This window comes from Scytonema hankhaensis NUACC26, from assembly GCF_045865695.1.
GTDB lineage: Bacteria > Cyanobacteriota > Cyanobacteriia > Cyanobacteriales > Nostocaceae > Scytonema.
Genome location: NZ_BAACAP010000030.1, coordinates 1 through 4,364, shown reverse-complemented (window position 1 = coordinate 4,364; position 4,364 = coordinate 1). Strand labels below are relative to the sequence as shown.

The following is a 4,364-nucleotide window of genomic DNA, read 5'->3' as shown; positions in this document are numbered from 1 at the left end:
AGGGAAAATCAGTCACAATCTTGATTAAGTGACCAGTGACCAGTGACCAGTGACCAGTGACCAGTGACCAGTGATGTCATAATCTTGATTAAAGATTTAGGTCTGTTGTCAGGGCAAGTAGAAAAAATTTGTAAAATTTTAACCATTACTGAGTGTGGATAGCTTTGATTTAGCTTAGTCTAGGTTGTGAAACAGGTTTCTTTGTTGACAACGACAACCGTCTCATACCCTTAGTCATTTTTTAACCAAAACGTAAGAATTTGAGGTAATTCCAATGGACGAACTCGTTAAAAAACTTGCCGGTCTGGGTCTTCCTGGCATAATTCTCGTGGTTCTAACAGTTTCATCAGGAGGTAGTTCTGCTGCTGTTGCTGCTGCCCTCACAGCGTGGGGAGGGCCGTTTGGTATCGTAGGCGGTATAGCCCTGCTTGGTTTGGTATCAGTTATAGGGGATACTGTAGCCGCATTTGGACTTGAAGCCCTTCTGAAGGCAATATATTCAGAACGCAGCAAAACCGAATCTGTGAGAGTTCTCCTTAAAGAAATTAAAGATCTACCCATTACAGATGAGCTAAAACTCAAACTGAAAAATCATCTTAGCCCACCAGAAAATACTTATGAAGTCCCTGACGCACCAAGGACAGTTGAAATTGTTGATGAATAATTTCTACTGTTAAATTTGGTAACATTCGATCTCGAATAGTACTAAATACAGGCGTTGCATAAATTTGTAACCTTATCCTGTGGAACACTACGCAAAAGACAGCTAAGTGTTGCTAGACGCAGATTGCGCGAATGTTAACGCACCAAATCCAATTGGAGTGAAAGAAATAATGGCCTCTGAATCCAATTTCACTGGATTAAACCCTCAAAGGCCATTCTTCATAACTATTAAGCTAAGTTTCTTAAAAAGCATTTCAATTTACTCAAATATATTATTCTTTATGCAAGAAATTGAAATTAGTTCTGCTCATTGTATTGATGATTTTTCTGCTTTAACTGAGCAGGAGAAACATAAAATATTGGTGGAGTGGAATGATACAACGGTAGATTATCTCAAACATTTGTGTATACATCAGTTATTTGAAGCACAGGTGGAAAAAACTCCAGACAATATTGCTGTTGTCTTCAACGAGCAGAAATTTACTTATCAAGAGTTGAACTACCAAGCCAACAAAATAGCACATTATCTGCAATCTTTGGGTGTAGGGACAGAAGTACTGGTAGGGATTTGCGTTGAGCGCTCAGTGGAAATGATAGCGGGTAGCTTGGGCATTCTTAAGGCGGGTGGAGCTTATGTACCGCTAGATCCAACATATCCTCAAGAACGTCTGAGCTTCATGCTGTCAGATTCACAAGTGCAAGTGCTGTTGACTCAGGAAAAGTTCGTTGCAGGGTTTACCGAAAGTGGGGTAAAGACGGTTTGCCTGGATACTGACTGGGAATTGATTAACCAGCAGAGTAAGAAGAATCCTACTAGTAGTGGCGTTGTACCAGAAAACCTGGCTTATGCGATCTATACATCAGGCTCAACCGGAACACCCAAAGGTGTACTGATTCAGCATCAAGGCGTGTGTAATCTCGCCCAGGCACAAGTGAAGCTGTTTGACGTACAGCCACACAGCCGTGTTCTCCAGTTTGCTTCTTTCAGCTTCGATGCCTCAGTTTGGGAAATTGTGATGGCTTTGTGTTCTGGAGCCAGCCTAACCCTTGGAACTCAAGATTCCCTGCGCCCAGGAGTGGATTTAATGCGACTGTTGCGCGAGCAATCAATAACTCACGTAACACTACCACCCTCAGTACTAGCAACCTTGCCACTAGAGGAATTGCCAAACTTACAAACCCTTATCGTTGCTGGAGAAGCTTGCCATTCGAAGCTGATAGCTCAATGGTCAAAAGGGCGAAGATTTTTTAACGCCTATGGACCGACAGAATCAACTGTCTGCGCCACAGTAGCAGAGTGTACCTCTGGTGACACTCAACCGACCATTGGTCGCCCGATCGCTAATACACAAATTTATATTCTGGATAATTATCTTCAACCCGTTCCTATTGGTACTCCTGGTGAATTATACATTGGTGGCGACGGCCTAGCCCGTGGCTACCTGAATCGCCCAGACCTAACTGAGGAAAAATTCATCTCCAATCCCTTTGACAATTCAAAATTCAAAACTCAAAAAAGATTATACAAAACAGGTGACTTAGCCCGCTTCTTAAGTGATGGTAATATTGAGTTTCTAGGTCGAGGAGATCGTCAAGAGAAGCTTCGCGGCTTCCGCATAGAATTAGGAGAAATTGAGACGCTTTTGAGTCAACACCTGGATGTACGTCAAGCAGTAGTTAGCGCCCATGAAAGTATCCCCGGTGATAAGCGGCTTGTCGCCTATATTGTCCTCAATCAAAAGCCGGACGCGATGCCCGCACAGAGCTGTACCTATGCTACTACCCTAAGACGCTTTCTTGAGGAAAAGCTGCCCAATTACATGGTGCCAGCAGTCTTTGTGATTCTCGACTCCTTGCCCCTTACCCCTAATGGTAAGGTGGATCGTCGGAACCTTCCAGATCCCGAGCGCTCGCGCCCCGCTCTCGAAGAAACCTTCGTTGCGCCTCGTAACCCAATTGAGGAGAAGTTGGCGGTCATCTGGGCTGAGTTACTGGGACTTGAGCAGATTGGAGTCAACGATAATTTTTTCCATCTGGGTGGTCATTCCCTAATTGCAACTCAGATCCTTTCGCGGGTGCGCGAGGTGTTCCAAGTCGAGTTATTCTTCCACCAAATCTTTGCCAACCCTACCATAGCGGGTTTAGCTCAGCAGATCGAACAGCACAGCGACCACAAGCAAAAGTGGCAACGCCCTGCTATACAACCTATTCCACGAGAAGGAATGTTGCCTGTCTCCTTTGCTCAAGAGCGAGTGTATTTCATACAGGAAGTAGCTCCTGAAAGTAGCGCCTACCAAGCTCAGGCAACTCTCCGATTCACGGGGCAGCTTGATGAGACAGTGCTACAAAAGTGCCTCAACGAAATTGTACGACGGCATGAAATTTTCCGCACGACTTTTCCGTCAGTAAATGGACGGTTGTTTCAGGTAATCCACCCAGCCCCACCAATCAGCTTTACAGTAATAGACCTCCAGACGTTTCCCGAACCCGATAAGGAAGCAGAAGTACAGCGCCTATTTGAAATAGAAGTGCAAAAGCCCTTCGACTTGAATCAACTGCCACTTGTTAGATGGATGTTGTTGAGACTGAGCAACCAAGAACATCTGTTGATCCACATCGAACATCACATGGTTCATGATGGCTGGTCTTTCAACAAAGTGTTCCTGAGTGAGTTGGTGGAACTTTATCAAGCCTTTTGTTCGGGTAATCCCTCCCCACTTCCTGAATTGCCGCTCCAGTTCGTGGACTATGCCTATTGGCAGCGAGAATGGGTCAAAAGCCAGGAAGCCCAAACCCAACTGGCCTATTGGCAGCAGCAGTTATCTGGTAGTTCACCCCTGTTAGAATTACCACTAGATCGCCCACGACCAGCAGAACAAACTTACAACGGTGCTCAAATCAGGGTAGAGTTACCCATCAACTTGTACGAATCGCTGCAAGTTCTGAGCCGTCAAGAAGGAATCACTTTATTTATGACTATGCTGGCGGCTTTTTTGGTCATGTTGCACCGATACACCGGACAGGACGATCTTTGTGTTGGAACAGCTGTTGCCAATCGACGGATGCGCGAGGTCGAAGGGTTAATTGGCATGATCGTCAATAACCTGGTTTTACGCACCGATTTGTCAGGCAATCCCACGTTTCGGGAGTTACTTGGTCGAGTGCGCTCCTGTACTCTGGAAGCCTTTGCCAACGAAGACCTACCCTTCGATAAGGTGGTGGAGGTTCTCAAGCCAGTACGGAATCTAAGTTATAATCCCCTGTTTCAAGTGATGTTCAGCTACCATGATACTCCCCTGCCGAACTTGAGGCTCTCTGGCTTGAACATCAGCCCCAATGTAGCCCTAAGCAACAAATCAACAAAGTTCGATCTCGATGTCGTTGTCATACCCAATTCCCAGCAATATGGCATGGACAAGGGAATCACCGTTATTTGGGAATATAATACTGACTTATTTGATGCAGCTACAATCCAGCAGATGGTAGATCAGTATCAAAATTTACTAGAAGGAATTGTTGTCAACCCAGAACAGCATCTTGGGGAATTGCCTCTGTTAACTCAGGCTCAACAACAGTTGCTGGCAGAATGGAATCAAACTCACAGGGATTACTCCGAGTCGGAGTGTATCCATCAGTTATTTGCGGCTCAGGTGGAGTTAACGCCTAATGCTGTAGCTGTAGAACACTCAAGTCAACAATTA

General features: G+C 45.2%; 2 protein-coding genes. Both read left to right on the top strand.

Annotated features, from left to right (window positions below; genetic code table 11):
• The first annotated feature begins 274 nt into the window (after positions 1-274).
• Positions 275-664, top strand: a complete 390-nt coding sequence (locus ACKTT2_RS00540; protein ID WP_407882902.1) for a hypothetical protein — start codon at positions 275-277, stop codon at positions 662-664.
• Positions 665-944: 280 nt separating this feature from the next.
• A partial coding sequence (locus tag ACKTT2_RS00535; RefSeq protein ID WP_407882900.1) for a non-ribosomal peptide synthetase occupies positions 945-4,364 on the top strand: 3,420 nt, incomplete at its 3' end.

What these genes read in the sequence shown, in the direction of transcription:
- ACKTT2_RS00540 (WP_407882902.1), top strand. Translation starts at nt 275, where the DNA reads ATGGACGAACTCGTTAAAAAACTTGCCGGTCTGGGTCTTCCTGGCATA.